Raw genomic sequence first — 25,703 nt, 5'->3', positions numbered from 1 at the left:
GGTTCCATGTTACTACATAGTATCAGAGAAAGAGCAACGGGTTGGTTTGCCTGGGTTATTGTTATTCTTATTTCTATTCCCTTCGCATTGTGGGGTATCAATAGTTATATCACACCTGATTCAAGTCCTGCTGTTGCCAATGTGGGTGACTATAAAATATCAGTTCAAGAATTTCAAAATGCAGTACAGAGAGAGTCCAAAGAGCTCAGAGGTAAAATTGACAATGATGCCTTTATCAAAAAAATTGTACTGGAAAAATTAATTAATAATCGTGCGCTCATCAGTTATTTGCAAGCATCGGGTTTGTCGATAAGCAAAGAACAAATTGATGCGTATGTACGTGTCGATACGAATTTCCAATTAGATGGTCGTTTTTCTGAAGACTTGTATAACCGTTCTTTGCCAAGTGCCTATAGTAAATCCAATTATCGCAACTCAGTTGCAACCGATTTACTATTAAGACAGTTTTCTGATGGCATTGTGAGTTCTAGTTTTGTTTCTGATCAAGAAGTGGAACGGGTTATTCAATTAGTGAAACAAAAACGTGATATTTCTTATGCAGTACTTAAAGCAGAAAATTTCAAAGATGCTGTTAAGGTCAGTGAAGAAGAAATAAAAACTTTTTATCAAAACTTTCAAAAACAGTTTGAAAATCCTGAACAAATTAAACTTGCTTATCTGGAAGTTGCACGTCAGGATCTGGCCAAAGATTTACAAATAAGTGATGAACAAATCGAAAAGTATTATCAGGATCACTTGCCACAATATACACAACCTGAGCGCCGTCAGGCCAGCCATATACTCTTTACTTTATCGACAGATGCCACGGATGAAGAAAAAGAGAAACTAAAAGCTGAAGCCAATATGGTCTTGGAAAGAATTAACCAGGGTGCTGATTTTACTGAGATGGCCAAGCAATATTCTAAGGATCCAGGTTCAGCAGATAATGGCGGTGATTTAGGCTTTTTTGGTAGCGGTGAAATGGTACCTGCATTTGAGAAGAGTGCTTTTTCATTAAAGCCGGGTGAAATTTCTGATTTGGTTGAATCTTCATTTGGATTCCACATTATTAAATTAACCAAGATCGAAGGTGGTGAAGTAGAGCCATTGGAGTCAGTTAAAGAAAACATTATAGCGTCTATTCAATTTGATCAAGTTGAAAATGCGTATTTTGAAATGGTTGAGTCTATGCAAACGATTGCTTATGAACAACCTGATTCTTTAGAGCCTGTGGCTGCAGAATTAAACATGACAATCAAAGAAAGCCCTTTGATGAGTAGTACAGGAACAGATGGCATTTTTTCTAATACTAAGTTACTTAATATTGCCTTTGGTGAAAGTGTTTTAGAAGAAGGTAATAATAGTGATTTGATTGAGTTGGGTGATGATCATGTGGTTGTTATTCGTGTCGTCGAAAGAATACCTGCCAATGTTAAACCTTTTGATGAAGTGAAAGACCTAATCGAAGTGCAACTTAAGAAACAAGCGCTCACTGATAAAGCTCAGGAAAAAGCGAACGAACTGGTTAAATTATTATCAGACGGCACAGAATTTTCTGAAATTGCGACCAGTAACTCTTTAACGATAGAAAACGCAGGTGTTGTTGACCGTCAAAGTGCGACAGTCCCTGGGGAAATATTAGGCAAGGCTTTTACCATGCCGCGTGAGACAAAGTTTGCCAGTACTCGACTCATGGGTGGTAATATAGCAATTGTTGCTGTGAACGCCATTGAAGACGGTAATAGTGATGATAAGGCTTTATTTGACAGTATAAAAATGGCCTTATTACAAAATAAGGGAAATATTGAAACTTCCTTATCGATTCTTCAGATTCGCTCAGAATCTAAAATTTCAATTAATGCTAAGTCCTTAAGTGAAGATGAGTAAGAAAATAGAATCTATATAAAAAAAGCAAAGCAAAAAAAAGGGTGAACATTTAAATGTTCACCCTTTTTTTTGCTTTAGTTTGTAGGATGTGGTGAGTGCAACGAACCGCATCAAGAACTTATGTTTAAAGCCATTTATGTTTAAAGCCATTGATGCGGTTCGTTCCTCACCACATCCTACATTTGAAGCAGCAGGTTTTACTTGCTATTTTTTCTTGTCGTCTGAGCTAATTAAAGGACCCATTCCAACATGATTGTAACCAGAGTCAACATAAATGTTTTCACCGGTGATGCCAGAAGCTAAATCAGAGCATAAGAAAGCGGCGGTATTGCCGACATCGTTAATGGTGACATTACGACGTAATGGCGCATTTTCTTCTACATGAGACAGCATCTTTCTAAAATCACTGATGCCCGCAGCGGCTAATGTACGAATGGGACCGGCAGAAATTGAGTTTACCCGAATGCCATCAGGACCTAAAGATTCGGACATATAGCGTACATTGGCTTCCAGGCTTGCCTTGGCTAAGCCCATGACATTATAGTTAGGCATAATGCGTTCAGAGCCTAAATAGGACAACGTTAGCAATGCACCATTCTGACCTTCCATCATATTGCGCCCAGCCTTAGCGAGTGCGGCAAAGCTGTATGAGCTGATTTCATGAGCCATATTGAAGCCTTTTCGAGTCACACTATCAAGATATTCGCCACTGAGCTCTTCGCGAGGTGCAAAGGCAACAGAATGAACGATGATATCTAAATGATCCCAGAAGTTATCCAGGTCTTCAAATACTTTTTCAATTTGTTCATCATCGGAAACATCACAGGGTAAAACGATATCTGAATCGCATTCAGTGGCTAATTTTTCTACCCGACTCTTCAACTTGTCATTTTGATAAGTGAATGCAAGCTCAGCCCCTTCGCGTTTCATTGCCTGTGCAATTCCCCAAGCAATAGATCGGTTACTGGCGAGACCAACAATTAGTGCGCGCTTACCTTGCATAAATCCCATATTTGACTCCTTGAAAATACTTGTAAAAAATTCTATTACAGATATGATACCTTTGATAAATAGAATAAACTAGATATTATTAAAAAAAAACATAAATATCGGGAAAAAATGTTGCCTGAACTTCTTCATGCATTAAACAGTCATAGATTACGCCATAGCTTGTTGCTAACTGTTTTCATTTGTTGTGTCTTTATTAGCAAATCAGCCCTCTCTGATTATGCGATTGCCTACGGTTATACCCCTAAATACCCCAAGAATTTCCCTAATTTTGACTATGTTAATCCTGGGGCGCCCAAGGGTGGTCGTCTTGACTTAAATGGCTCACGCACCTTTGATCGCTTAAATCCTTTTTTATTGAAGGGGGTGGCAGCAGATGGTATTGATGGTCTGGTCTTTGAGACCCTGATGGAACAAAGTCTTGATGAGCCCTATACTTTTTATGGCTTGCTAGCGGATGATATTGAATTGGCCGATGATGGCTTGTCAATAACATACCATATAAACCCCAAGGCACGTTTTTCTGATAATACACCCGTCACCACTGAGGATGTTAAATTCTCTTTTGATACCCTGATGACGAATAAGCATGTTCATCCTGCCTATAAAATCACGCTGGGTAATATTAGTCAGGCGACTATTATTGATAGACTGACCATTCGTTTTAGTTTTAAAGAAAAAAACGCTAAATTGCCCATGTTGCTTAGCAGTTATTTGTCTGTATTTCCAAAACATTGGGTGGGGGAAACGGATTTTAAAGATACCGCGATGAGAATTCCTATCGGCAGTGGTCCTTATACCCTGGATAGCTATAGTACGGGCAAACAGCTCAAGTTTAAACGTAATCCTGATTATTGGGCACAAGATCTGGGTATTCGTAAAGGACAATTTAATTTTGATGAAGTGGTTTATAAGTATTTCCGGGACAATACAATTGCCCTAGAAGCATTAAAAGCAGGTGACTATGATTTTCGCCATGAATACAATTCTAAGATGTGGGCCAGAGATTATACCGGGCGGGTCTTTAATAGCAATGAAGTCTTAAAGGATAATATTGCTCATCAAAATAGTGTGGGTATTCAGGGCTTTATCATGAATACCCGTAAGCCACTTTTTGCCGATAAACGGGTTCGAGAAGCCTTGGTGCTAGCCTATGACTTTGAATGGGCAAACCGGATGTTGTTTTATAATCAATATCAGCGTAATAATAGCTATTTTAGTAATACTGAATTGGCTGCTAAGGGCGAGATTAGTCCACAAGAAAAAGCCTTATTAATGCCTTTTGAAGCTATTTTAGAGCCCAGTGTATTTGGTTCGGCCTGGATCCCTCCCAGTACCAAACCACCCTCATCTTTAAGACAAAATTTGCGCAAGGCAATCGCCTTGCTTAAAGCTGCGGGCTGGGAATATAAGGACGGGGCTTTGCGTAATGATAAAGGTCAGGCGTTTCGTTTTGACTTGATCCTAGCGCAAAAAGGCTTTGAGCGTATAGATGCTCCCTATGCGCGTAATTTAAAAAAGTTAGGCATTAGCATGGAGTATAGAACCGTTGATTATGCCTTGTATAAACGTAAAGTCGATAATAAAGACTTTGATATGATTGTTTCCAGTTATCCGCAAAGTCAGGTGCCTGGCAATGAATTAGAAGGACGCTGGCACTCCAAGAATGCCGATGTGAAAGGCTCGGCAAATTATCCTGGAATCAAAAATAAAGCCATTGATGTGTTATTGGAAAAGCTTTCAAATACGACCGATAGAAAAGAAATCATTGCAATTACTCGTTCCATGGATCGGGTTTTATTGAGTGAGTTTTATTTGGTACCGCATTGGTATATTTCCACTCATCGAATTGCCTATTGGGATAAATTTGAATTTCCGAAAACCTTGCCCAAGTATTTTTCTGCCGAAGGTTGGATGCTTTCAACTTGGTGGTTTAAACCTGAATACCGACATAAATGATGCCATTATAAACAATGTTATATTATATATTAAAACGATTATTGCTGATGATTCCCACTTTGTTTGGGGTTATGCTGATCACTTTTGCCATTACTCAATTTGTACCCGGTGGACCTGTGGAACAATTGGTTGCTCAATTGACGGGGCAGGATCAGCAAACGGAAGCGGGTAGTACGGCCAGTGAATTATACCGTGGTGCTGAGGGTATCGATGAAGAGCGTCTGAATGAGATCAAGGCCTTGTATGGCTTTGATAAACCAGCGACGGAACGTTTTTTTACCATGATGGCCAATTATTTACGCTTCGAATTTGGGGATAGTTACCATCATCACCAGTCGGTGACAGAATTAATGGTAGAGAAGTTACCGGTGTCGATCAGTTTAGGTTTATGGACTTTCTTTATTACTTATCTGACTTGTATTCCATTAGGTATTGCTAAGGCCGTTAGAGATGGCACTCGCTTTGATGTGGTGACAAGCACGATAGTGTTAGTGGGCTATGCGATTCCCGGCTTTGTCTTGGCCATTTTACTACTGGTGCTATTTGGTGGTGGTAGTTTCTTTGATGTCTTTCCATTAAAAGGTTTAACTTCTGATAATTGGGAAGAGCTAAGTTGGTTTGGAAAAACCACTGACTACCTATGGCACATGGTCTTGCCCATTATTTCTTCAGTGATTGGTAGTTTTGCTGTGATGACAATGCTAACCAAGAATAGTTTTTTGGAAGAAATAAGAAAGAACTATGTTGTGACAGCCAAAGCAAAAGGCTTGAGCAGTAATCAAGTGCTGTATAAACATATTTTTCGAAATGCTTTAATACCTTTGATTACTGGTTTTCCCGCCAGCTTTTTAGCGGCTTTTTTTGCTGGTAGCTTATTAATTGAAACTATTTTTTCTCTAGATGGTTTAGGCCTATTATCGTATGAATCTATTGTCCGTCGTGATTATCCAGTGGTACTCGGTTCATTGTATTTGTTTACCTTGCTTGGCCTGTTCACCAAGTTAATTACTGACTTATCTTATGTCTGGATTGACCCCAGAATAAAATTTGACTCAGATGTTTAATAATGACGATGGATAAGCAAGTGAATTTAACCAATGATCAATTAATCAATCTATCGCCACGACAACGTGCCTGGATGCGTTTTAAAAATAATCGCCGAGGTTATTATTCGCTGTGGATTTTTGTCATTTTATTTGTCCTGAGTTTGTTTGCAGAACTCATCAGTAATGATAAGCCGATTATTATTCAATTTGAACAGCAATATTATTTTCCTTTATTGAGTGATTATCCAGAAACCACCTTCGGCGGTGATTTTGTTACTATGACTGACTATAACGATCCCTATATCATAAAGAAAATCACTAAAGACGATAATTGGGCACTCTATCCATTGAATCATTATAGTTTTGATTCAATTAATTATTTTGCTGACTCACCTAATCCTGCCGCTCCGTCGTCACAAAATTTCTTAGGTACCGATGATCGCGGTCGTGACGTTTTAGCCAGACTGATTTATGGTTTTCGTTTGTCTGTTATTTTTGCGTTGGTTTTAACGGCTATTGGGGTTGTTATTGGCATTATTATTGGCGGTCTTCAAGGATATTTTGCGGGCAAGATTGATCTGGTTGCTCAGCGTTTAATTGAAGTTTGGAGTTCGATGCCAGAACTGTATTTGTTGATTATTTTTGCCTCGATTTTTAAGCCTAGTATTGGTTTATTGATAATACTCTTATCATTGTTTGGCTGGATGGGCTTATCTGATTATGTGCGTGCAGAATTTTTACGTGGCCGTAACTTAGACTATGTACAGGCGGCTCGTTCCATGGGCGTATCCAATATTAATATTATGTTTAAGCATTTATTGCCCAATAGTATGGTGCCGGTGTTAACCTTTTTACCCTTTCGCATCAGTGGAGCGATTTTAGCTTTGACCAGTCTAGATTATCTTGGTTTGGGAGTACCGCCTTCAACCCCGAGTTTGGGGGAGTTATTGTCTCAAGGTAAAGAAAATATCGATGCCTGGTGGCTTTCTATGACTACATTTTCAGTTCTGGTCGGTACCTTGGTACTATTAATTTTTATCGGTGAGGCTCTACGTGAGGCTTTGGATACTCGACGTGGCTAATACTACAAAAATATGAAAAAAATTCTCGAAGTAAATGATCTCAGTGTTAGTTTTAATACACTTGCTGGTGAAATTAATGTCGTACGAGACATTAATTTTTCGCTGCACTCCGGTGAAACGATGGCATTAGTAGGAGAGTCAGGCTCTGGAAAGTCCGTTACAGCAATGTCTATTTTACGTTTGCATGATGAAGAAAAAGTGAACTATTCATCTGGTTCAATACTCTTTAATGATCATGATTTATTGGGGATTGATGAAAGCCAAATTAAAGCGGTACGTGGTAGTGAAATTTCAATGATTTTTCAAGAGCCCATGACCTCCTTAAATCCAACCTTTACCGTGGGTAGCCAAATTATGGAGCCCTTGCTGATTCATAAAAACATGAGTAAAACGGCGGCTAAAAAACGCGCTATAGAACTCATGGAGCTCACCGGTATTCCTGAACCACAACATCGCTTTAATGCTTTTCCACACCTGCTTTCCGGAGGGCAACGGCAACGTATGATGATCGCGATGGCACTAGCATGTGAACCCAAGCTGTTGATTGCAGATGAGCCTACGACGGCATTGGATGTTACTGTACAATTGCAAATTTTATTACTTTTAGAAAAGTTGAAAAAAGAATTTTCAATGGCAGTATTAATGATTACTCATGATCTGAATCTGGTGAAATATTTTGCTGACAATGTTTGTGTCATGCAGGATGGTAACATTGTTGAACAGGGGAGTGTTGATGCGCTGTTTGCTCAGCCTGAGCATCCTTATACCATTAAACTACTTAAAAGTGAGCCTGAACGTGTGATCCCTGATGGGGAAACACAAAGTTTGCAGGACAAGTCTAAGTTATTATCAGGCCATGCACTTAAATGTTATTTTACCAGCAGTAAAGGCTTTTTCAAACGTACAACGAATACCGTTAAAGCCGTTGATAATATTGATTTGTTTCTCAGAGAAGGTGAAACCTTAGGTCTGGTTGGCGAATCAGGCTCAGGCAAGTCTACTTTAGGGCGATGCTTACTCCGTTTGGAAAAATGTAGTGGTGATATATTTTTCAATCAGCAACAAATTGATCAACTAAAACATACCGCCTTACGTCCTCTGAGAAAAGAATTTCAGGTAGTATTCCAAGATCCTTATTCTTCCTTATCACCGCGTATGACGATTGAACAGATAGTTGGTGAAGGCTTATTAATTCATTTTCCACAGTTGAACAAACTTCAAAGACGGGAAAGAATTAAAAAAATCTTGTTAGAAGTGGGCCTGGAAGATAATATTTTATGGCGTTATCCCCATGAATTTTCCGGTGGCCAAAGACAGCGTATTGCCATTGCCCGTGTGGTCATCCTTGAACCAAAATTAATTTTATTGGATGAACCAACCAGTGCCTTAGATGTTTCAGTGCAGAAGCAGGTATTGGAATTATTACGTGAGTTGCAGGAACGTCATAAAATTTCTTATTTATTTATTACCCACGATCTCAAAGTGATTGAAGCGGTGGCGCATCGTGTTATGGTGATGAAAAATGGCCAAATTGTTGAGTCAGGTGATACAGAACAAATCTTTAATGCCCCAAAAGAAGTTTATACCAAGAAATTATTAACAGCCTCACTTTTTAAGGATGTTGATGTTTAAGTCTATTGAAAGTAAAGATTTGGCTCTGTGATTGAATAATATTTAATCACTTATTGATCACAAGAGCCTAGACGACTATACTTTTATTTTTATATCGAAAGAAAACTGGAGAATCATTTTGTTTAAGAATTTATTTGCCTTGATTGGCTTAGTTGCCGTAGTTGCTTCGGGCGTTCTTTATGTAGGGGTTAAAAATACGCTCAGTGAATTTGATCCGGGTGCGGCTGATACCTATATTGAGCTGTTTACTAATATTTTAAAAACAAAAGATGCTGCCAGTGCTACTGTTTGGCGTTTTCCAGTGGAAGAGGGTCTAAGCCCTGAAGATGTTGAAAAAAGTCTTAAAATGATTGCTAATGAGCTTAATATTGCTAATGTTGGGGAATTACCGCTTTCTAAAGATATTTCTGCACGATCAGGCAAGGAATATCGCTTTGTTAAAATCTTCCTTTTTTGTAATTCTTTAACTGCGGCACAAATGCTAGATCATAATGATGCATTTTCAGCCTATTTGCCCTGTAGAATTAGCTTAGTAGAAGATAAAAGCGGTCAGCTTTGGTTATATAGTTTGAATATGGATTTAATGATTCATGGTGGCAAACCATTACCACCGAAGTTGAAAGCTGAAGCAGAAAACGTCAAGAAAATCATTCTTGAAGTCATGGAACGTGCTGCTGAAGGGGATTTTTAAACTAATACTAGCTTTAGAAATCTGTAGGGTGGGCATGGCTTTATCTGCCCACGCTGTCACTATCTTCAGCGTGGGCAGATAAAGCCATGCCCACCCTACGAAGCACTACAAAATAATCAATCCCATCATAGTACCCATCATAGTACCCTGAATAGTACCCTGAATTCTGCCTAAATAGCCCCTAACAAAGCCTCAAAGCGTGCCTCTAACTCTGCATCCTGAGCATAATTACTCATCTGATACCATTTAATTTGTAATTCAAAGGGTGAAATCTTATCATTAGTTGACGCTTCATTGCGTTTTTGTCCTAGATTTGAATTAAGTAATTCAACCTGCATTTCCATGCGAGCTTGTTGCGCCGCCTCAGGACTTTCTTTGCCTAATAAGATTTCGTATTTAAGACAAAATGTTTGTTTCTCCGACAATTCAGCTTCAGTCATATCAGTCTTATCAAGTTCAATTGCAGATATTGCCTTATTGTAACGCTGATCTAATAATGACAGATTCAAATCGTTATTTTTTAAGGCAAGCCACTGTTCTTTTAATTCGTCAATATTGTCTGAATTTGCAGATGTTTCTATTTGTGAACATAAGGCTGCTTGTTGAATAATGAAGTCAAGTTGTTGCTTCTGTTGTTCAGCTTGTAATTTAGCGAGTTTGTTTTGGTAATCCTCGATTGCTTTTGCATAGCGAAGATTAACTGTTTTGCTCAGTGATTTTGCCAGATGCTCGTGTTCTTTCCAAATCGTTTCAATGTCAGCAAAAGCATGACGTAAATCGCTTTCCTTAAGTGGCTGTTGATTTAAGGCTTCTAAATTTTCACAAATAGCTTCTTTCTCCCTCAGGTGTTTAGTCTCGGCATTGTTTTTTTGCTCAATACTTTCCTGACGTTTGTTAAAAATAACATCACAGCCCTTGCGAAAGCGTTTCCATAATTTGTTACGTTGAAACGATGATACCGGACCAATTTGTTTCCAATCCTGTTGATATTTTTTGGCCTTATTAATGGCATCCGCTAAATTGTCTTCAAGTGTTTCGTGCAGTGCTTCCACTTTTTCTATGAGAGAAAAAAACTGCTCATGATTAACTGACCAGGTTTTTTTCAGTTCGGTACGAATGGTTTCTATGATCTTATCAAAGCGATGATTGATACTTTTGTGATGCTTGCGTTCGACAAAGCCAATTTCCGACCATTCTTTGCGCGCTTGTTTAGTGATTTTATCCACTTGTATCCAGTCAATTGAATGATTAATTTCATCACCTTCAGAGGTGGGCCAACCCATAGTCTGGATGTAGTCTTCCAATTGAATACATAAATCTTCTTTTGCTTTTAAGTGCTCTGCTCTTATCTCGGTTTGTTTATCAATAAATGGCTGACATAGTTCATAAGCGCTATTACAGGCACGGTTAAAACGCTGCCATAGCTCTTCTTGAGTATGGCTATGCATTGATTTCCATTGTGCTCTGAGCTCTTTTATCTGCGCGGTTATATCAGTATATTCATCCTCAAGTGAATTTAAGTTTTTTGCCTGTTCAGTCAATTGTTCTGCTTTGATGGCAAGATTTTCACGCTCATTGTCATGTGCCCAATGACGCCAAGATGAAAATTCGGTGAGTTGAGTGTGTAGTTTTTCTGCTTCTGCTTGATAATGTTGCTTTTCAATATTGGAAATTAAATTAGATTGATCAATGTCTTTAAGTTGAGATTTAAGTAGTTTTTCGGCTTTGCTGATCAGTCCATCCTGAATAAATGTTTGTATTTGTGTTGTTTGAGATTCAATTTGAGATTGAAAGTTTTTGGCACTTTGTTGTTGTTCGTGCAACTGTTTTTTGAGTGATTTAATAATGGTAGAAAATTTTTCATGGACTTGTTTAATGTCATCGGGCAAGCTTTCAGTAATATGATGATTAGCTTGGATCGCTTGTTCGAATTTTTCTTGCAGGGCAGAAATAGTTTTTTCTGGAATAAAGCCCGTTTTGGATAATAACTTTTCCGCTTGTTCTGTGAGCGTTATCAGTTTTTTACTACTATTGATCGCTTGTTCGGAATTTTTATTATGTTTACCTTGCTGAAAATCGCTATGAGTATCTGCAAGATCAAGAATTGCCTGAAACTTGTTGTTATAGTCAGCAATTAAATCTACTTTCGATAGTAGGGCAATGATGTTATCCCATTCACGACCAAGATTTTGTATCACGGTTTCTGATGTTTGAATGGTGTCATTTTTTGTTGAGTTGCTTGTTATTGTGGTGCTTTCTGTCTCGGTCTTTTTCTCGGAGTCTGTAGCTTGAGCAGTTAAGGCTTCTCTTGCTGTGAGTAAATCGTCTACAGCAAGAGATAAATTATTAAGCAGGCTTTCCAGCGATTGTATGGCATTGTGTTCTTGTTGCTGTGCTAATTCCAGAGCATCGATGTCATTTATGATTTGCTTGCAGATAGTATGATAGCGTTCTGTTGTTTCAGGCGAGGCAAAATTCTGAATCGCACTCCAGCGAGTGACATAGTTTTCAACGGTGGTTTTTTCTTGTAATAGGCGTTTACGTTTATGTAGTTTTTCGAGCTTTATACAAATATCAGTGACTTCTTGTGCCAGTAATGCGGGACGTTGTTCATCTTCAATAATGTGGTCAAGCTTGTTTTTTACTATTTTGTAAACGCGTTTATCTTTACGGCGTGAATTTTTGGTAACGCGTTCAAGTGTTGAGCGTTTGGCAATTTGTTGAGCCGCTAGTTGTCGAATATGCGGACTATCATCCCGTAGTGCAATATCGCCTAATAGGGGGTCACGGCTGATTTTCTTAATGGTGATTTCCCGCAGTGATGCTTCTTCAGCATTGGCGGCAACAAATTCTAGTAGGGCTGAATTACGACTGCCCCGGATCATTTTTTCACGTAAAGCAAATTCTGGCACCGGGTGTTTCAGGCCACAAATCAATTGAAATAAACGGTTTTGAGCAGCTTGTTTAACGGTGCCATTAGTCCCTTTCATGATAATGGTTTGTAAGAGGTCTAAATTACTGAGTTTGTTGGCGGCAATGGCACGAATTGATTCATCGCTATCATTCATTGCAATATGACTTAGAGTCTCTTGATCGCTAACCGGCAGTTCTAGTACTGCTTTTTTTCTTGTGTCAATATTGCGACTTTGCCATTTGTTTTTTGTGAACGGGCTTAGCAATGGTTTGAACAGTTTGTTGAGTATATTTGTTTGTTGTGTCATTTGTTGAGATCCATCTTTATGAAACAGTCTTATGTCGGCTATGTTTCACTCATTAGAATAATAAGTCCAGATATATTTTATATTATGCTGTGTTATAAAAAATAATCGGAAGAGTAAGCTGAAATTAATTCGCTTACTCTGAGTTTGAGAAAAATTTAGCGTTTATAAGGCTGATAATTTTTCAAGTTGTTCCGTCAGGCTATTCAGTTTGCTTTGGGCATCGGTTAATTTATGACGCTCCAGTGCAACGACAGTTTCGGGGGCACGGCTAACAAAATTTTCATTGCTTAATTTGCCTTCCAGTCCCTTAATAAAGCCCTGACTATTGTTGATTTCTTTGTTGAGACGTTCGCGCTCAGCATCGACATCGATTAAGCCTGCCATAGGGATCAGTAATTGCATTTCACCAACGAGTGCAGTGGATGACTCAGGCACTTCAGCATCCTTGTCCAGCCATTGGATGGTTTCCAAACGAGCAAGATTTTTTAGCATGAACTCATTATTGTCGAGCAGGGCTTTGTCTATCTCGGAGCCATTTTGCAACAATACGGTTAGGGGTTTGCCGGGTTTGATATCATAGCCACTACGAATTTGACGTACACCTAAAACAAACTGCTGTAGCCAGTTCATTTCTTCAATGGCTGAAGCATTAAGCATTGCATCGTCAGCCACTGGATAGGCCTGCAACATAATGCTGTCTCCTTCAAGGCCAGACAATGGTGCGACTCTTTGCCATATTTCCTCAGTGATATAAGGCATGATGGGATGAATAATGCGTAATAAGTTCTCTAATACATGGACTAGCGTAAAACGTGCGCCTTGTTGACGTAATGCCAGACTACCATCATTGTCGATAGCCTTATCGCTTAGTACGGATTTAGAGAGTTCTAAGTACCAGTCACAATACTCGTTCCAGGTAAATTCATAAATGGCTTGTGCCGCTAAATCCAGTCGATAGGTATCCAAGGATTCAGCTACTTGCTTTTTGGTTTCCTGTAGGCGGGATAAAATCCATTTGTCAGCCAGACTGAACTGCATGTCAGGGTGTTTTTCAAGACCACCGATGCCACAATCATGGCCTTCGGTGTTCATCAATACATAGCGTGAGGCATTCCAAAGCTTGTTGCAAAAATTACGATAGCCTTCAATGCGACCCATATCAAATTTTATGTCTCTGCCTGTAGTGGCTTGAATGGCAAAGGTAAAGCGCAGCGCATCAGTACCAAAGGAGGGGATGCCATCCTTAAATTCTTTGCGGGTCGCTTTTTCAATTTTCTTGGCCATTTGTGGCTGCATCATGCCCTTGGTACGTTTGGCAACCAGAGTTTCCAGTTCAATGCCGTCAATCAAGTCTATTGGGTCAAGTACATTACCCTTAGACTTGGACATTTTCTGGCCATTGGCATCTCTGACCAAGCCATGCACATAGACTTCTTTAAAGGGGACTTGTCCAGTAAATTTGAGGCCCATCATAATCATACGGGCAACCCAGAAGAAGATAATGTCAAAGCCAGTCACCAACACATTGGTTGGATAAAAGGTATCAAGCTCAGGTGTTTTTTCCGGCCAGCCTAGGGTCGAAAAAGGCCATAGGGCAGAGGAGAACCAGGTGTCTAGTACGTCTTCGTCCTGGCGTAATTTAAAACTGTCAGCTAATTGGTATTTTTTACGCACGGCCTGTTCATCATGGCCGACATAGACCTTGCCAGCTTCATCATACCAAGCTGGGATTCGATGTCCCCACCAGATTTGACGAGAGATACACCAGTCTTCAATATTGTTCATCCATTCGTAATAAGTGTTTTTCCAATTATCAGGGACAAAATGGATATCACCATCTTCTACTGCTTTGATGGCAGGCTCGGCCAGTGGACCGATTTTGACATACCATTGATCGGTTAAATAAGGTTCAATAACGGCACCGGAACGATCACCACGCGGCACCATGTGACGATGATCTTCTATCTTTTCTAATAAGCCACTGGCTTGGAGAGCTTTAACAATGGCTTTTCTTGCAACATAGCGATCCATACCCTGGTATTTTTCCGGGCCGTTGTCGTTAATCGCGGCGTCAACAGTAAAAATATTAATGATGGGTAAGTCATGGCGCTTGCCCATTTCATAGTCATTGAAATCATGTGCTGGCGTGATTTTTACACAACCGGTACCAAATTCAGGATCAACATAATCATCGCCAATGATGGGAATTTCTCTGTCACTCAGTGGTAGGGAAATTGTTTTGCCAATCATTGCCTGATAGCGTTCATCATCAGGGTGAACTGCTACCGCAGAGTCACCAAACATGGTTTCGGGACGTGTTGTAGCAACGATGAGTGAGCCACTGCCATCACTGAGTGGATAGCGCATATGCCAAAAATGACCATTTTCTTCTTCGGAGATAACTTCCAGATCAGAAACCGCTGTGTGTAGTACGGGATCCCAGTTAACCAGGCGTTTACCTCGATAGATCAAATCTTCTTCATAGAGCTGTACAAAAACTTCTTTAACGGCTTCAGATAGGCCATCATCCATGGTGAAACGTTCTCTAGGCCAATCCAGAGAGGCTCCCATACGGCGTAATTGTTTGGTAATGGTATTACCGGATTCTTTTTTCCAGTCCCATATTTTTTCTATAAAGGCATCACGACCGACATCATGGCGAGTTTGTCCTTCTGCATTGATTAGCCGTTCTACTACCATTTGCGTGGCAATGCCTGCATGGTCGGTGCCCGGTTGCCAAAGTGTTTTATCACCTTTCATGCGATGGTAGCGAGTAAGAGTATCCATTATGGTGTCTTGAAAAGCATGGCCCATGTGTAAACTACCAGTTACATTGGGCGGTGGGATCATTATGCAATAACTGTTTTGTTCGGCAGTGTCCTGACTCATGTCAGGTGAGAAATACCCATTGCTTTCCCAGGTCTCATACCAGCGTTGTTCAATTGCATGAGGGTTGTAGATTTTTTCCATGTTGGAGGCTTACTCTTAAAATGTATTTAACTGATTTTTCAAGGCTAATATTATAGTCTGATCTTTTACGAAAGGTAATACTTTTATTCATACTAGTGGCTAAAGAAGTGAGGAGAGGGCTTTAAATGTTTGTTTCTTTGTCCGGTATGAGTCAAGGGAGATAATTTGTATTGAAAACTTATGAAAACTTGTTAAATAAGTCATTGATCTCGTTTTGCATTGAATCAATTAATTTGATTTTAGTTTCTGCTAATACTTTTTCAATTTTTAAACTGAGGTGTTTTTCTAAGCTTTCTTTGAGTTTATTCAGTTCACTGAGATCTAAGTTGTGTTTAAATTGGTGGAGGTGGTCGGGATCAGTGATAGATTCGACCTTTTCTTCGAGTTCTTCAAATGAACTGGCGAATTCTTGTAGTGCTTCCTCATCATCTTCAATATCGGAGATGTAATCATCTAAAGAAACGGGGTGTTGTGAATCAGTTGTCCCTGTAGTATCAATATTTGCCAATTCAGAATAGACAGCTTCTTCTTGCATTGTATTAATTGAAATACTTTCGGTTAAAACGGGAAGCTCAATTTCATGCCTATCTTGAGCGTATGTCGATGTTTCATCGAGCTCAGATATAATACGTTCGAGGGAAGTGCTTTCTTTTTGAGTAAGCTCGTTACGAGTAGATTTGTTGCGACTAAGATTAATCCCTTCTTTATCGAGAATACCTTTTAAATCACCCATTGCAGAAGTAAATTTATTATCTTTTTTGCTCACAACTGTTTATACCAAACCTTTATACAAAAACGGGTGCTCATAAATCATATTTATTGAGACTCAAACCCTGTTGTAGATAAGTGCGATAGCGATTCCTTGCGATTGCTTTTTCTTCGTTATTTTTCCCTACCATTTCAGCCATACGGGTAAATTTCTGAAAAAAAGACGGGATTTCTGTTGTTAAATTAATTAATAGTTGTTTGTACTGATCTCTTATTGGTACTACATCTGTTTTATCTGCCGCTGTTGGGTAGTGGATGAAGACAGGGTAGAAATAGTCGCTGTTAAGCTTAGTTTGTGTAAAGTGACTGCTATGTGCTATAAAACTATTGGCCTTGTAGGTCCAGAGTAAATCATCCATTTGTTGCGCATCAGCAGGTGAGGCAACATAAATTAATACACTCAACTCTTGAGCTAAGGCTTTCTCACACAAACGACAAACCATTGACGTGATTTGCCGCTGAGAATTTTCGCCAAGGATGTAAAAGTCTACTTGTGTCATTTGAATGCCATTATTATGAATCGCCAGCTTGATCAATGACATACTGGGTTAGCAATGAGACAGGGCGACCTGTAGCACCTTTATGATTACCAGATTTCCAGGCAACACCAGCGATATCAAGATGTGCCCAATGGTATTTTTTGCAAAAAGCAGAAAGGAAGGTTGCTGCCGTCACTGAGCCTGCCTCTTTACCACCAATATTGGCTAAGTCAGCGAAATTACTCTTGAGCTGTTCTTGATATTCATCCCATAAAGGCATTTCCCAGACCCGATCACCGGTTGATTTTCCAGCATTGATTAATTCATGACATAGTGGACTATGGTTACTGAATAAGCCCGCAGCGTGCTTGCCTAAAGCAACAACACAGGCGCCTGTCAATGTGGCGACATCAATAACAACAGAGGGATTAAAGCGTTCACAATAGCTTAGGGCATCGCATAAAATGAGGCGGCCTTCGGCATCGGTATTGAGGATTTCAATCGTTGTTCCGGATAAGCTGGTAACAATGTCACCCGGTTTTGTGGCCATACCATCAGGCATGTTTTCTGTGGTTGGAATGACTGCCATCACATTGATTTCTAGTTGTAGCTCGGCAATGGCATTGATCGTACCTAGGACGCTAGCAGCGCCACACATATCATATTTCATTTCATCCATTGCTGCGCCGGGCTTGAGGGAAATACCGCCCGAATCAAAGGTAACGCCTTTGCCCACTAAACAAATCGGTGCATCAGCCGGATCGCCATTGAGGAAATTCATCACGATCATTTTGGCCGGTTGACGACTGCCTTTGGACACCGATAAAAAGGCATTCATGCCCATTTTTTCCAATTCTGCTTCTTCAAGAATTTCCGTGCTGAGGTTTGAATAGACTTTGCTCAGGGTCACTGCGCGGTCGGCAAGATAGCCTGGCGTACATATATTGCCGGGCATATTGCCCAGATCTTTGGCCAGTTGGATGCCCTGAGTAATGGCCATCCCTTCACGCACTGCTTGTTCTCCATCGGTTAAATCTCGACGATTTGGTACAGTTAAGACAATTTTTCGAAGTGGACGACGGGTGGTGTCTTTTTTGCTTTTAAGCTGATCGAAGCGATACAGTGAATCCTGAGCGGCTTCAATGGCATGGCGTATTCTCTGTGAGCTATTGCAGCCTTTTACGGGTAACTCAGTGAGATAAAAAACGGCCTCCATTGAGCCAGTATCATTCAGAGTGCTGACAGACTGAGAGATAATCTTGCGATATTGAGTAAAGCTTAGATCTCTTTCCCGTCCGCAGCCTACTAATAAGATACGGTCACAGAGGGTGTTATCGATATTGTGTAATAATAAGGTCTGTCCTACCTTGCCTTCCAGATCGCCGCGACGAATAAGGCTGGAAATATAACCATCGGTTAAATCATCAATTCTTTGTGCTGATGGGGTTAATCGTCTGGGTTCATAAACACCGACGACGACACAGGCCGTACGTTGTTTTTCGGGACTGCCGCTTTTTACACTAAATTCCATGCTGGCTCCAATTTAGATCTGAATAGGTATTAATTGTTAATTATTAATAAAGTCGGATAAATTATGTCGGATAATTAACTGATTGTTCTTAATGAACAAAATTAAAAAAGCCGATAATAACGCAATAAAATGTAAAGTCTAGTAGACGATACCTTGTAACAAATTGTAAAATTGATTGTCAGACAGAGTATCTTTTTATAAAATTACGCGTTTCAGATCATTCTGTGAGTAAAAATTCACCTTATAATGCTCAATAAAGTTTAACTAAATTGTTTATATTAAGTAGTTTAACCAAAATATTGAACAAATCCAGTAAAATGTATCATTTAATTTTGTTAAGATCGTCTGCAAAGGGCATCTACACAGTAAAAGGCTAACTATTGATCATCAGGGATTATGTTATAAAAGAAATAATGAGAACCTTTGCTGGGGTTTTTACCGTGTTGTTTCTTATTATTCTAAGCACTCAACTTTTGCGCTCTCTATCCGCAGTGGCAGAAGGTAGAATTGCGCTTGATTTTCTTTTTGAACTTATTTTTTTTAAAAATATAGAAAGTCTTGTCCTTATTCTCCCCCTAGCGATGTTTCTGGCCATTTTATTAGCGCTAAGTCGCTTATACAAAGACAGTGAAATGATTGCTTTGTCTGCCTGTGGTATTGGCCCCAGCAGTTTACTAAAAAGCGTCTTAATCGTATTAGGCGCATTTATTTTTCTTGAGGCCGGCCTGGCAATGGTACTTGCTCCCTGGGCGAGTAGCAAAATGCAATTTGCCCAAGAATCCTATAAAGCAGAATCGGATATTGAAATGATCATTCCAGGTCAGTTTAATGTTGCTGATAATGGCATGCGAGTTTTATATGCAGAGGATATGCCCACAGTAGGTCAGTTAAAAAACGTTTTTTTACACGTTGATAATGGTGATAGCAGTAGTGTCATGGCCTCTGATGATGCAAATGTCGTTACTGATAGTCGGCAGGGTGCACGCTATATCGTTTTTCAGGATGGAAATCGTTATGATGGCAATTCCGGCAGTCTTGATTATCGTTTTATTAAGTTCAAGGACTATGGCGTGTTGCTTGAAGGTAAGGCATTTACTAGCTTTGATCTGGATCGGGAATCAATGCCGACAAAAGAATTACTGCAAAGTGGTACTTTGGTTCATCGTGCTGAGTTTCAATGGCGTGTTTCTCAAATCATAATGATGCTGCTGTTGGCAGTGATTGCAGTGCCACTGAGTAAAACCGCACCCCGACAGGGGCGTTATGGTAAAATGGCAGTGGCTATCTTGCTGTATATTGGCTACTCCAATTTATTAGTCGTAGCAATGAATTGGGTGCGTCAAGGTGTCGTTAGCCCAGGATTTGGTCTGTGGTGGGTGCATCTTCTATTTTTAACATTGTTTTTAGTGCTTTTTGTGCATCAAATGGGCTGGTTGAGTCATTTTAAGCGCAGTAGTTATCAGGTTTTAAATTGTCCCAAAGAGTTTGATGATTTAGTGGATAAGTAATAATTATATAAGGAAAGTTTATGAAGTATTTTGATTTGCCATTTTCAATGTTTATTTTTATGTTTATTTTAGTGCTACCAGCTCAGTCGATATTCGCTAATGAATGTACGAGTTTAGTCCAAAAAGAAGACTATTATGAAGCCACCGACGTGTGTGGCAATATGGCTAAAAAAGGTAATAGAGATGCTCAATTTGCCTTGGCAGTGATGTACTATCAGGGTAGTGGCATGATCAGTGATATGGGTATGGCATATAAATGGATGCGTAAATCGGCAGAAAAAAATCATCCACAGGCTCAATATAATCTGGGCATCATGATGGCCAATGGACAGGGCAGTGATGTGGATTTAGTCGGCGCCTATGCCTGGTTAAAAATATCTGCAGATAATGCTTATTCAGCGGCCAATGATTCGGTCAAGCAATTGGGTGAGGAGCTTTCATCCAAAGAAAAACAAGCGGCAGATGAAAAAATTCAAAGTCTTAAAAAAGAATATAATTTAAAATAATTATCGTCATTAAGCAAAATGATTTTTATTTATATTCATGGCTTCAATAGTTCGCCAGAATCCTATAAAGCACAATGCTTTTCACAGTTTATTCATGAGCAGCATCCAGAGCATGAGTGCATAAGCCCACAACTTTCAGACCAGCCTGCTTATGCTATGAGTAGACTCATTGAGCTGATTGAAAACTACATCAAGCAGAGTAAAGTGGCTGTGTTGGGCAGTTCTCTGGGTGGTTTTTATGCTACTCAATTAGCACAGCAATATGATATAAAGGCAACATTGATTAATCCCGCAGTCAATCCTCAATCCTTATTAATTAACTATTTGGGTAAAAATAAGAATTATCATACCGGTGAAGAATATGAGTTTACGCCAGCACATATTAAACAACTTGATGCGATTAGTTGTGATAAGCTCAATCAGCCCGATAATTTGATGGTCATGTTGCAGACGGGTGATGAAGTATTGGATTATCGACTTGCAGAGAAAAAATATAAACAGACGCATTTAATGATTGAGAAAGGTGGCGATCACTCTTTTCAAGGTTTCTCACGTCATTGTGAAGCGATTTATCAATTTTTGCAGCTTTAGATTATTAAAAAAAGTTTAAGCGGATTACTTTTTTACCTTGGCTTTTTTAGGGATTCTAACAATCTGTGTACGGGATAGAATATCCTGTAAACTTCTATTATTGTCATCGATAAAAGTCCAGAATAAGCCGACAAAGCCAATAATCAAGGGACTGTATTGATAGGGTGAACTCAATACTTGCTTTGAATCAAGCTGATCATAGACAAAAAGGCTGATGACCCAAGGGGTACCGGCAATTAAAAAACGTAACAAGGTTTGTACCCAATTAAGTGCATAACCTTCATTCGTTTGTAGCCGTAATGACCAGGTTCTCAGCCCGAGTGTTTGCCCCCCATGTGTCCAGAACCAGGCAAAAAAGAACCAGCTGACGAGAAATAAATAAGTATAAAAAACCGGACCGGTGAATTCGGTCGTGCTGAGATTACTGGTCTGACTTGAATCCACATGGGCAAACATTTGTGCCGTGATGGTATAAATGATAACCGCAAGTAATAAGACCGCAAAAAGCAATAAAAAATCATACAGCCAACTGCCAAGCAAGCGTAAGAAAGTGGCGGGAGGAAGATCAGTTGGGTAGTTTATAGTGTTACTCATTGTTAGCTTATTCGTTATAATTTGCTGATAAAAACGGGACAGATCAAATAAACCAATTTACCTTTACATTGGTAGGATGTGGTGAGTATAACGAACCGCATCAAAGACGTACATTTAAAGCCATTGATGCGGTTCGTTCCTCACCACACCCTACAATCTGAGGTGTAAACAAGGTTTGATCTGTGCCATAAAAACATCATTTTACTTTTTTTCTTATAAATTAAACAGTCATTACCCTAAATTGCTTATATTTTGCTAAAATAGCCCATATTATCCAATATCTTTTAAGAGAGACTATTAAATGCTAATTCTGCGTGGCAAATCTGCTTTATCACCCTTTAGAATTGAAAAGTTATTGCACAAACTGCGCGCAGTTGTTCCCAGTGTCAATGCCGTGAGTAGTCAATATATCCATTTTGTGGATTCCCAGTCAGTCATTACACCCGAACAAGAAACGACGCTGGAAAGAATTCTCATGTATGGTGCGCATTCGGATGAAGTTAAATTCAATGGTCTGGAAATACTCATCGTGCCACGCATTGGCACAATTTCACCTTGGGCAAGTAAGGCAACCGACATTGCACATAATTGTGGCTTAAAAACTATCAGTCGTATCGAACGGGGTGTTTTGTATACGGTTGATTTATCAGTCAAGGATTTACCCGAAGGTGTAGCACTGTCAGAAATTCAAAAAACTGAATTAGTGCAAGCATTACATGACCGGATGATTGAAACTTATTTCTACGATATTCAAGACGCGAAGGCACTTTTTGAGCAACATGTGCCCAAACCTTTAAACTGTGTACCGATTTTAGAGCAAGGTCGTCGTGCATTAGTGGATGCCAACATCGAATTAGGCCTGGCTTTGGCAGATGATGAAATTGATTATTTGGTGGATAACTTTACCGAGCTTAAGCGTGATCCGACCGATGTTGAACTCATGATGTTTGCACAAGCCAATTCAGAACATTGTCGCCATAAAATTTTTAATGCTGACTGGACGATAGATGGTGTGGTACAGGATAAATCACTTTTTTCCATGATTCGAAATACCTATCATGAAAACTCTAAAGGGATTCTTTCTGCGTATAGTGATAATTGCGCTGTAATTGAAGGCTTTAATGTCAACCGTTTCTATCCCCTTAGCGACACCTCTGAATATGCCTACTCTCAGGAAGAGAGTCATATCCTGATGAAAGTTGAAACACATAATCATCCTACGGCAATATCACCGGGTCCGGGAGCAGCTACCGGTTCAGGTGGTGAAATTAGAGATGAAGGTGCAACCGGACAGGGGTCAAAGCCTAAGGCTGGACTCAGTGGTTATTCAGTCTCAAATTTAAAAATTAATAATGCGCAGCAAGCATGGGAAGTTGATTATGGCAAGCCCGACCGTATTGTTTCAGCCTTAGATATCATGCTTGAAGCACCTATTGGTGCTGCGGCCTTTAATAATGAATTTGGCCGACCGAATATCTGTGGCTATTTCAGAACATTTGAAGAGCAAATTAAAACGGCTACAGGCACAGAAGTGCGTGGTTATCATAAGCCTATCATGCTCGCAGGTGGTGTCGGCAATATTAAGGCTGAACATGTACTTAAGGGTGAAGTACCTGTTGGTTCTAAAATTGTCTTATTGGGCGGTTCGGCCATGCTGATTGGTTTGGGCGGTGGTGCAGCATCATCAATGAACTCTGGCAGTAGTTGTGAAAACTTGGACTTTGCCTCGGTGCAACGGGGTAATCCTGAAATGGAACGCCGTTGTCAGGAAGTCATCGATCGTTGCTGGCAGCTAGGTAAAGATAATCCTATTCTGTCAATTCATGATGTAGGTGCCGGTGGTATTTCTAATGCCTTACCTGAATTGGTCAATGATGCCGGTAGAGGGGCAGAGTTTGAATTACGTGAAGTGCCGAATGATGAATTGGGTATGTCACCGATGGAAATATGGTGTAATGAGTCACAAGAACGTTATGTGATGGCTATTAGCCCGAGGAATATCGAACAGTTTGAGCAAATCTGTCAGCGAGAACGAGCGCCTTATGCCATTTTGGGGGATGCGACTGAAGAACAGCGATTAATTCTTAATGACAAGCATTTTAAAAATAAACCTATCGACATGTCATTGGAAGTTTTACTGGGTAAACCACCCAAAATGTCCCGTGATGTGGTGCATGTAAAAAATATTCAAGAGCCGTTTATTACGGATAACATCAATCTTGAAGAGGCAGCTTCTAGAGTCCTGCATTTACCTTCTGTCGCGGATAAATCGTTCTTAATCACCATTGGTGATCGCTCTGTGACGGGGCAAGTTGTGCAAGAACAAATGGTGGGTCCATGGCAGATTCCTGTGGCTGATGCTGCAGTGACTTGTAGTGGTTATCAGGAAATCACTGGTGAAGCCATGTCTATTGGTGAACGCACACCGATTGCTCTGATCGATCAGGCGACTTCAGCACGCATGGCAATTGGTGAAGCATTGACCAATATAGCCTCAGCACGTATTGATAAATTATCAGATATTGTATTTTCTGCAAACTGGATGGCACCCGCTGGACATGAAGGTGAAGATGCGGGCTTATATGATGCCGTCAAAGCCGTTGGTATGGAAATTTGTCCGGAATTAGGTATTACCATTCCGGTGGGCAAAGATTCGATGTCAATGAAATCGGTTTGGAATGATGACGGTGAAGACAAGTCGGTGACTGCACCCTTGTCACTTATTGTGACAGCCTTTGGGCGGGTGCAGGATGTGCGAGCAACCTTGACGCCACAAATTAACATGGACTGTGGTGAAACCGAATTAATTCTCCTGGATCTGGGGCGAGGTCGAAACCGAATGGGCGGCTCTGCTTTAGCACAGGTGTATCGACAAATAGGTGATACAGCACCTGACTTAGATGATACCGATAGGTTTAAAGCCTTTTTTACTCTGATTCAAGAGCTCAATGTTAACGGAAAATTATTGGCCTATCATGATCGCTCAGATGGCGGTTTGTTTACCACCTTATTGGAAATGGCATTTGCGGGACATTGTGGCCTTAATATTGAATTAAATAAATTATGTGTTAATCAAGAAGATATTATACCGGCGCTATTTAATGAAGAATTGGGCGCAGTGATTCAAATTAGAAAATCCGATCATGATGCAATCTTTACTTATATCGAAGAAATGAAATTGGGTAGTATGGCTCATGTTATTGCCATACCCACACAAAAAGATCTGATCGACTTTAATTTTAATAATGCATTATTATTGAGCAATTCACGTACTGAATACCAGCGAGACTGGTCTGAAACTTCTTATCAAATACAAAAATTACGTGATAATCCTAAGAGTGCTCAACAAGAATACGATAATATCCTACAAACGGCCAATCCTGGTTTAAATGTAGAAATAGGCTTTGATGTCAATGAAGATATAAGTGCTCCGTATATTAATTTGGGAGCCAAACCCACTATAGCTATATTGCGGGAGCAGGGCGTTAATGGTCAGGTAGAAATGGCGGCTGCTTTTGAGCGTGCCGGATTTTCCACCCGTGATGTTCACATGTCTGATATATTAGAGAGTGAATTATCGCTGGATGCTTTTAGAGGGGTGGTTGCCTGTGGTGGATTCTCTTATGGTGATGTACTGGGAGCTGGTGAAGGTTGGGCAAAATCAATTTTGTTTAATGATCGTGCGCGAGAGCAATTTGAAAAATTCTTTACCCGCCAAGACACCTTTGGTTTAGGTATCTGTAATGGCTGCCAAATGATGTCAAATCTTCATGAATTAATTCCCGGCACATCACACTGGCCTCATTTTGTAAAAAATGAATCAGAGCAATTTGAAGCGCGTACTGTTATGGTTGAAGTTATGCCAACACCGTCGCTATTCCTTGCAGGGATGGAAGGTTCAAAAATGCCTATCGCGGTAGCCCATGGTGAGGGACGTGCAGAATTTCGTTTAGGTGGCTCAGCACAGCAAGCGCTTGATTCGGGGCTAGTGAGTCTGCGTTTTGTTGCCAATGATGGCAATGCCACTGAGCAATACCCTATGAATCCCAATGGCTCGGCTCAGGGAATAACGGGCTTATGCAGTGAAGATGGACGCTTTACCATTATGATGCCCCATCCAGAGCGTGTTTTCCGTTCAGCGCAGAATACTTGGCTTTCTGAGCATAAGGGTGAAGATGCGCCTTGGATGAGAATGTTTAGAAATGCTAGAAAGTGGGTCGATTAACAGTT

General features: G+C 40.0%; 17 protein-coding genes. 10 read left to right on the top strand and 7 right to left on the bottom strand.

All coding sequences use genetic code 11. The annotated features are described in order from the left end of the window. The first annotated feature begins 6 nt into the window (after positions 1 to 6). On the top strand, positions 7 to 1,887 hold the full coding sequence (locus JEU79_RS01900; protein ID WP_198262743.1) for a peptidylprolyl isomerase: 1,881 nt from the start codon (positions 7 to 9) through the stop codon (positions 1,885 to 1,887). Between the two features lie 204 nt (positions 1,888 to 2,091). On the opposite strand, the gene JEU79_RS01895 is transcribed toward JEU79_RS01900, so the two are convergent. Beyond that, positions 2,092 to 2,898 carry an enoyl-ACP reductase FabI gene (locus JEU79_RS01895; RefSeq protein WP_198262742.1) on the bottom strand — a complete coding sequence of 269 codons (807 nt, stop codon included), beginning with the start codon at positions 2,896 to 2,898 and terminating at the stop codon, positions 2,092 to 2,094. A 111-nt stretch (positions 2,899 to 3,009) separates the two neighbouring features. Here JEU79_RS01895 and JEU79_RS01890 point away from each other — a divergent pair, with 111 nt between their 5' ends. From JEU79_RS01890 to JEU79_RS01870, 5 genes are all read left to right on the top strand, one after another. Next, positions 3,010 to 4,854, top strand: coding sequence for an extracellular solute-binding protein (locus JEU79_RS01890; RefSeq protein WP_198262741.1), 1,845 nt, complete (start codon positions 3,010 to 3,012; stop codon positions 4,852 to 4,854). Positions 4,855 to 4,868: 14 nt separating this feature from the next. Beyond that, positions 4,869 to 5,918, top strand: coding sequence for a microcin C ABC transporter permease YejB (locus tag JEU79_RS01885; RefSeq protein WP_198262740.1), 1,050 nt, complete (start codon positions 4,869 to 4,871; stop codon positions 5,916 to 5,918). 8 nt (positions 5,919 to 5,926) lie between these two features. Then, a complete protein-coding gene (locus tag JEU79_RS01880; RefSeq protein WP_198262739.1) occupies positions 5,927 to 6,982 on the top strand; it encodes an ABC transporter permease in 1,056 nt (351 codons plus the stop codon). Between the two features lie 12 nt (positions 6,983 to 6,994). Then, positions 6,995 to 8,614, top strand: a complete 1,620-nt coding sequence (locus tag JEU79_RS01875) for an ABC transporter ATP-binding protein (protein ID WP_198262738.1) — start codon at positions 6,995 to 6,997, stop codon at positions 8,612 to 8,614. A 118-nt stretch (positions 8,615 to 8,732) separates the two neighbouring features. Then, positions 8,733 to 9,305 carry a DUF302 domain-containing protein gene (locus JEU79_RS01870; protein WP_246539902.1) on the top strand — a complete coding sequence of 191 codons (573 nt, stop codon included), beginning with the start codon at positions 8,733 to 8,735 and terminating at the stop codon, positions 9,303 to 9,305. Positions 9,306 to 9,475: 170 nt separating this feature from the next. Here JEU79_RS01870 and JEU79_RS01865 read toward each other — a convergent pair whose 3' ends face one another. From JEU79_RS01865 to JEU79_RS01845, 5 genes are all read right to left on the bottom strand, one after another. Beyond that, positions 9,476 to 12,526 (bottom strand): DUF349 domain-containing protein, encoded by a 3,051-nt coding sequence (locus JEU79_RS01865; RefSeq protein ID WP_198262737.1) that lies wholly within the window; start codon positions 12,524 to 12,526, stop codon positions 9,476 to 9,478. Between the two features lie 162 nt (positions 12,527 to 12,688). Next, entirely contained in the window at positions 12,689 to 15,496 is a 2,808-nt protein-coding gene (locus JEU79_RS01860) for a valine--tRNA ligase (RefSeq protein ID WP_198262736.1), read from the bottom strand. Between the two features lie 178 nt (positions 15,497 to 15,674). After that, entirely contained in the window at positions 15,675 to 16,262 is a 588-nt protein-coding gene (locus tag JEU79_RS01855) for a hypothetical protein (RefSeq protein ID WP_198262735.1), read from the bottom strand. Between the two features lie 37 nt (positions 16,263 to 16,299). Continuing rightward, on the bottom strand, positions 16,300 to 16,764 hold the full coding sequence (locus JEU79_RS01850; RefSeq protein ID WP_198262734.1) for a DNA polymerase III subunit chi: 465 nt from the start codon (positions 16,762 to 16,764) through the stop codon (positions 16,300 to 16,302). Between the two features lie 13 nt (positions 16,765 to 16,777). After that, positions 16,778 to 18,274: a leucyl aminopeptidase gene (locus JEU79_RS01845; protein WP_198262733.1), complete on the bottom strand. Its 1,497-nt coding sequence runs from the start codon at positions 18,272 to 18,274 to the stop codon at positions 16,778 to 16,780. 380 nt (positions 18,275 to 18,654) lie between these two features. Here JEU79_RS01845 and lptF point away from each other — a divergent pair, with 380 nt between their 5' ends. Genes lptF through JEU79_RS01830 form a run of 3 tightly spaced genes read left to right on the top strand, consistent with a single transcriptional unit; the run spans position 18,655 to position 20,879 of the window. Continuing rightward, positions 18,655 to 19,782, top strand: coding sequence for an LPS export ABC transporter permease LptF (gene lptF / locus JEU79_RS01840; RefSeq protein ID WP_281400815.1), 1,128 nt, complete (start codon positions 18,655 to 18,657; stop codon positions 19,780 to 19,782). Positions 19,783 to 19,802: 20 nt separating this feature from the next. Continuing rightward, positions 19,803 to 20,288, top strand: coding sequence for a tetratricopeptide repeat protein (locus JEU79_RS01835; RefSeq protein ID WP_198262731.1), 486 nt, complete (start codon positions 19,803 to 19,805; stop codon positions 20,286 to 20,288). An 18-nt stretch (positions 20,289 to 20,306) separates the two neighbouring features. Next, positions 20,307 to 20,879, top strand: coding sequence for a YqiA/YcfP family alpha/beta fold hydrolase (locus JEU79_RS01830; RefSeq protein ID WP_198262730.1), 573 nt, complete (start codon positions 20,307 to 20,309; stop codon positions 20,877 to 20,879). 24 nt (positions 20,880 to 20,903) lie between these two features. Here the strand turns inward: JEU79_RS01830 and JEU79_RS01825 are convergent, their stop codons facing one another. Then, entirely contained in the window at positions 20,904 to 21,473 is a 570-nt protein-coding gene (locus JEU79_RS01825) for an RDD family protein (RefSeq protein ID WP_198262729.1), read from the bottom strand. Between the two features lie 301 nt (positions 21,474 to 21,774). On the opposite strand from JEU79_RS01825, the gene purL reads away from it, so the two are divergent. Beyond that, on the top strand, positions 21,775 to 25,698 hold the full coding sequence (gene purL, locus JEU79_RS01820) for a phosphoribosylformylglycinamidine synthase (RefSeq protein ID WP_198262728.1): 3,924 nt from the start codon (positions 21,775 to 21,777) through the stop codon (positions 25,696 to 25,698). Positions 25,699 to 25,703: the final 5 nt, after the last annotated feature.

Source organism: sulfur-oxidizing endosymbiont of Gigantopelta aegis, assembly GCF_016097415.1.
Taxonomy (GTDB): Bacteria; Pseudomonadota; Gammaproteobacteria; order GRL18; family GRL18; genus GRL18.
The sequence above is the reverse complement of the archived record's forward strand: the minus strand, read 5'-3'. Positions and strand labels throughout refer to the sequence as shown.

Coding starts and splice junctions, on each gene's coding strand:
- JEU79_RS01900 (WP_198262743.1), top strand. CDS start 7: ATGTTACTACATAGTATCAGAGAAAGAGCAACGGGTTGGTTTGCCTGG.
- JEU79_RS01895 (WP_198262742.1), bottom strand. CDS start 2,898: ATGGGATTTATGCAAGGTAAGCGCGCACTAATTGTTGGTCTCGCCAGT.
- JEU79_RS01885 (WP_198262740.1), top strand. CDS start 4,869: ATGTTATATTATATATTAAAACGATTATTGCTGATGATTCCCACTTTG.
- JEU79_RS01880 (WP_198262739.1), top strand. CDS start 5,927: ATGGATAAGCAAGTGAATTTAACCAATGATCAATTAATCAATCTATCG.
- JEU79_RS01875 (WP_198262738.1), top strand. CDS start 6,995: ATGAAAAAAATTCTCGAAGTAAATGATCTCAGTGTTAGTTTTAATACA.
- JEU79_RS01865 (WP_198262737.1), bottom strand. CDS start 12,526: ATGACACAACAAACAAATATACTCAACAAACTGTTCAAACCATTGCTA.
- JEU79_RS01860 (WP_198262736.1), bottom strand. CDS start 15,496: ATGGAAAAAATCTACAACCCTCATGCAATTGAACAACGCTGGTATGAG.
- JEU79_RS01850 (WP_198262734.1), bottom strand. CDS start 16,764: ATGACACAAGTAGACTTTTACATCCTTGGCGAAAATTCTCAGCGGCAA.
- JEU79_RS01845 (WP_198262733.1), bottom strand. CDS start 18,274: ATGGAATTTAGTGTAAAAAGCGGCAGTCCCGAAAAACAACGTACGGCC.
- JEU79_RS01835 (WP_198262731.1), top strand. CDS start 19,803: ATGAAGTATTTTGATTTGCCATTTTCAATGTTTATTTTTATGTTTATT.
- JEU79_RS01830 (WP_198262730.1), top strand. CDS start 20,307: ATGATTTTTATTTATATTCATGGCTTCAATAGTTCGCCAGAATCCTAT.
- JEU79_RS01825 (WP_198262729.1), bottom strand. CDS start 21,473: ATGAGTAACACTATAAACTACCCAACTGATCTTCCTCCCGCCACTTTC.
- purL (WP_198262728.1), top strand. CDS start 21,775: ATGCTAATTCTGCGTGGCAAATCTGCTTTATCACCCTTTAGAATTGAA.